The sequence below is a fragment of the Streptomyces fuscigenes genome (assembly GCF_021556455.1).
GTDB lineage: Bacteria > Actinomycetota > Actinomycetes > Streptomycetales > Streptomycetaceae > Streptomyces > Streptomyces fuscigenes.
Genome location: NZ_JAKGCV010000525.1, coordinates 1 through 3478 on the forward strand (window position 1 = coordinate 1; position 3478 = coordinate 3478).

The 3478-nt window shown below is 73.1% G+C and carries 2 protein-coding genes and 1 pseudogene; 1 reads left to right on the top strand and 2 read right to left on the bottom strand.

Features of this window, described 5'->3' with window-relative positions:
• A pseudogene (locus L1885_RS25700) lies at positions 1–571 on the bottom strand (phosphatase); the annotation flags it as partial.
• Between the two features lie 548 nt (positions 572–1119).
• Between L1885_RS25700 and L1885_RS25705 the strand changes: the two are divergent.
• On the top strand, positions 1120–1800 hold the full coding sequence (locus tag L1885_RS25705) for a bifunctional DNA primase/polymerase (protein WP_235799556.1): 681 nt from the start codon (positions 1120–1122) through the stop codon (positions 1798–1800).
• A 507-nt stretch (positions 1801–2307) separates the two neighbouring features.
• Here L1885_RS25705 and L1885_RS25710 read toward each other — a convergent pair.
• Positions 2308–3258 carry a DUF5926 family protein gene (locus L1885_RS25710; protein ID WP_235799557.1) on the bottom strand — a complete coding sequence of 317 codons (951 nt, stop codon included), beginning with the start codon at positions 3256–3258 and terminating at the stop codon, positions 2308–2310.
• Between the last annotated feature and the right edge of the window lie 220 nt (positions 3259–3478).

The window sequence follows — 3478 nt, forward strand, 5'->3', positions numbered from 1 at the left end:
GGCCGTCCGGGCCGTCCGCGTCCGCGTGCTGCCCGGTGCCGGGCAGCGGCGCGTCCCACGCCCCGAGCCCGAGCCCCGGCAGGGCGCCCTGGGCCCCCGGGACCCACGGCACGGTCTCCAGGTGCCCGAGGTCCGAGCCCGACAGGCCGAGGCCGACGGTCCTGCGCGGTCCCAGCCCGTCGGCGGGGTCGAGCACGGCGACGCCGCGCCCCGCACCCACCAGCGCGCCGCCGGCATGCAGCACCTCGGTCAGGGCGTCGTCCAGGCGGTCGGTGCGCGCCAGGCGTTCGGTGAGTTCGTGGAGGGTGGTGAGGTCGGACACCCAGCCGGCGAGGCGGTCCTGGATGAGGACGACGGGCGGCGCCTTCACGTCGTCGAGGGGTGGGGGTGTGTGAGCGGGAGCGGGCACCACTGAATTGATTCCGGCCACTTTCGGCACATGCTGGGCACTCATGGCAGCCGACCTTCCGGGCGGTGCGTTTCGCTCGATAGCATCGCAAACCCCCATGTCATTCTGCGCAGCCGTCAACGTACCCACATGTACACGCACAACTCGGGCAATGTCCAGCATGGAGCCATGGCCCGGGCGGATCTCTGGGAGTGGCGAGAAGTTGACCGAAAAACGTCCCCCCTCTTCGGTTTCTGCGATCGACTGAGGTCACTCAAGAGGGGTTTTTCCGGAGCCGGAGGGAAGCAAGCGGCCCGGTGGAAGCGTTCTCCCGAGCGTCATTCCGTACGCGATGGGTACGTAAAAGGTGACGGACAGGGGCAGTTTGGGCCCCGCGGAACCTCGCGGCGGCAGCCCGGCGTCTCACAGCCGGGGGCCGGACCGCCACCCGTCCTCCGGAGTGGCGAGAACCACGCACAGCACAGCGGGACAGCAGCAAGCGCCAAGCGCGCGCCACCACTCGCCGGACGCCCGACCCGTTCACCGCACCGCGTGCGGCATGTGTTCCTTCGGCCGGTACGGGCAGGCGACGCGCTGATCGGCCTCATGGCCGAATGTACGCACAGCTGTACGCGCGACTGTATGCACGACGCAGTGATGCACACAAAAGCACACATGGTGTCAGTCAGTGTCATGTGGACTCGGCGTTCAACGGAAAGGAACGAGCGCTCATGCGCGAGATCCTCGGAAGGCGACGCAGGCTCCGGTTCCGGCGCAAGGGGATGCCTGCCCCAGTCGATGCCGCGCTCACCTACTCCGCCTGGAGATGGCCCGTGCTCCCCGGCGCCGGCCTGAAGACGGCCGGCGGCCGCGGCACCCGCGGCCCGGGCTGCTCCTGCCCCGATCCCGAATGCGCCGTGCCGGGCGCGCACCCCTTCGACCCCGGCCTGCTCGCGGCGACCACCGACGAGCGGATGCTGCGCTGGTGGTGGACGAAGCGCCCGGACGCGCCGATCGTCCTCGCGACCGGCGGCAGGGCGCCCTGCGCGGTGAGCCTGCCGGCCGTCGCGGGCGCGCGGGCGCTCGCCGCGCTCGACCGGGCGGACCTGCGCCTCGGACCGGTCGTCGCGACGCCCACCCGCTGGGCGTTCCTCGTCGCGCCCTACGGCCTCGAACGCCTCGGCGCCCTCCTCTACGCGAAGGAATGGGTGCCGAGCTCGCTGCGCTTCCACGGCGACGGCGGTTACCTGGTGCTACCGCCGTCCGGGGCGGCGGACGGGCAGGTGCGGTGGGAACGCGGCCCGCTTCCCGGCTCCGCGGCGCCCTGGCTGCCGGATGTCGAGGCAGTTGTCGACGCGCTGGTTCAGGCGAGTACGAGCGCGCCGGACGGCGGCAGCAGACTCGCGTACTGAGATGTTCTGAGATGTACTGAACAAAATTCAATTCCCCGCGTATGGCCGCACCGGCGGGACATGCGCGGAAATTCCCCGAAAGCAGCTGCCACGGCGTCCGGGCCCCTCGGGGCCGGGCGCCGCGCGTGCTCCCGGGCCGCGCCGCAGGTCGGCGCCGTCCAGGGGGAGTTGGGGACGCCGCCCGTGCCCGCACCGGGCCGGGCGCGCCGCCCGGGATGCTTCGGGAACCCGCATGTAAACGCGGGTAAACGCAGGTGAACGCCGCTGAAGCCGGGCAATGGACGAACCGGCCCCGGAGAACGCAAAGGCCCGGTCGCTGGCGACGGGGGATGCACCAGCGACCGGGCTTCTAGAACGGTAACAAGAGATCGGCCGTTAGCAAATTCGATCAGAGATTTCGGGCCGCCCAATTACCGGTAAGCAAGGGCCTCGCGACGAACCGTGTGACGGGTATCACTCCGCGGCGGGCTCTCCTGGCCCGCCCGCCGCGGCCTTCGTCGCTCAGAGTCAGTTCAGCGTCACCTGGCGGTTCGTCAGTCCGCCGCGCGCGCGGCGCTGTTCCGCCGTCAGCGGCGCGCTCTCCGCGAGGGCCCCGGCGAGCCGCTCGGCGAACGCGGCGGCGGGCTTCTCGCAGTCGTCCGCGCCCATCGCGCTCGGCAGGTCCCACACCGGCACCGTCAGCCCGTGCGCCCGGAAGGACCCGACGAGCCGGGTGCCCTCGCCCAGCGACGACTCGCCGGCGGCGTGCAGCCGGGCGAGCGCGTCCAGCAGGTGCTCCTCCTGGTGGGGCATGACCCAGCGCAGGTGGTTCTTCTCCGGCGTCTCGCACCAGTACGCCGCCTCGGAACCCGACAGCAGGACGGTCGGGATCGCGGCCGCGTTGGCCCGCTCCAGGGAGGCCGTCACCTCGGACGTCGCGTTCTGCGCGTCCGGCACCCAGAACTCGAAGCCCGGGTGGACGGCGGGCGTGAAGCCGGCGGACGGGTCCAGCAGGTCCTGGAGGCGGGGCCCTTCGGCCTCCGCGCGCCGCGCCGCCACCGGATTGCCCGGCTCCGCGGTCAGCGCGCGCAGCAGCGTGTCGGCGAGGTCGCGGCTCAGGTCGCCCGAGGCCGTGTCGTTCTGCAGGGCCAGCAGGACGGAGCCGTCGTCGCGGCGCAGCGCCGGCCACGCCATGGGCAGCACCGTCGCCAGCGTCACCGAGGGCACCCCCTCGGGCAGCCCGTCCTTCAGCGTGAGCGCGGCCGTCGCCGCCGGCACCAGCTCGCGCATCGCGACCCAGTGCGGCTCCCCCGCGAGCCCCTCGAACGGGCGATGCACCAGCTCGGTCGGCGCGTGCGACGCCTGACGCCCGTGGCACGCCTTGTACCGGCGCCCGGAACCGCACGGGCAGGGCTCGCGGGCCCCGACCACCGGAATCGGTCCGTCCGTGAGCTGCGCCTTCTTCTGCTTCTTGGCCATGGTGGGGTGTCTCCCGGTCGCTGCGGCGGTGCGAATGCAGACGGCGAGCCTAGCCCCTGCGCAGCGCCCGGGGCGCGGGCCGCGACGGGACGAGACGGGACGCGGGCGGCGCCTTGCCGCGGCGCGCGGGAGGCCTGCGGGAGGCGGGGGACGAGGCGGGTACGACCCGGAAGCCGGGGCCGGGGGAGGCGGATCCCCGAGCGGCGCGCCGCGCGCCCGG